Here is a 349-nt window from a genome sequence, read left to right as displayed (position 1 = left end):
CTGTAATGCCGATAACGTCACCCATAAAGCGCATTTTCAACAAAAATGTAGCGAGCTTGGCATGATATTTATCGCGCCAGATACCTCTCCTAGAACTAGTGAGGGCAGTGAAGTGCCGAACGATGAGCGCTATTTTGTTGGTCAGGGCGCGAGCTACTATGTGGATGCCACCCAGCAGCCTTGGTCAGACAACTTTAATATGCAAAGCTACATCGTCGATGAGCTATACGATTTGCTACGCTCAGAATTTCCTATTCATAGCGTTGGCATTACTGGACACTCGATGGGTGGTCATGGGGCATTACTTTTAGGTTTTAAATTCCCGTGCAAGTTTGTCAGCGTCTCCGCC

1 protein-coding gene is annotated in these 349 nt (G+C 47.3%); it reads left to right on the top strand.

Going from position 1 to position 349, the window contains the following annotated elements:
• Positions 1-349 (top strand): alpha/beta hydrolase-fold protein (locus AAEY83_RS13410; RefSeq protein WP_351059529.1); only part of this gene is annotated, 349 nt, incomplete at both ends.

The organism is Psychrobacter sp. TB20-MNA-CIBAN-0197, from assembly GCF_040309765.1.
GTDB lineage: Bacteria > Pseudomonadota > Gammaproteobacteria > Pseudomonadales > Moraxellaceae > Psychrobacter > Psychrobacter submarinus.
The sequence above is the reverse complement of the archived record's forward strand: the minus strand, read 5'-3'. Positions and strand labels throughout refer to the sequence as shown.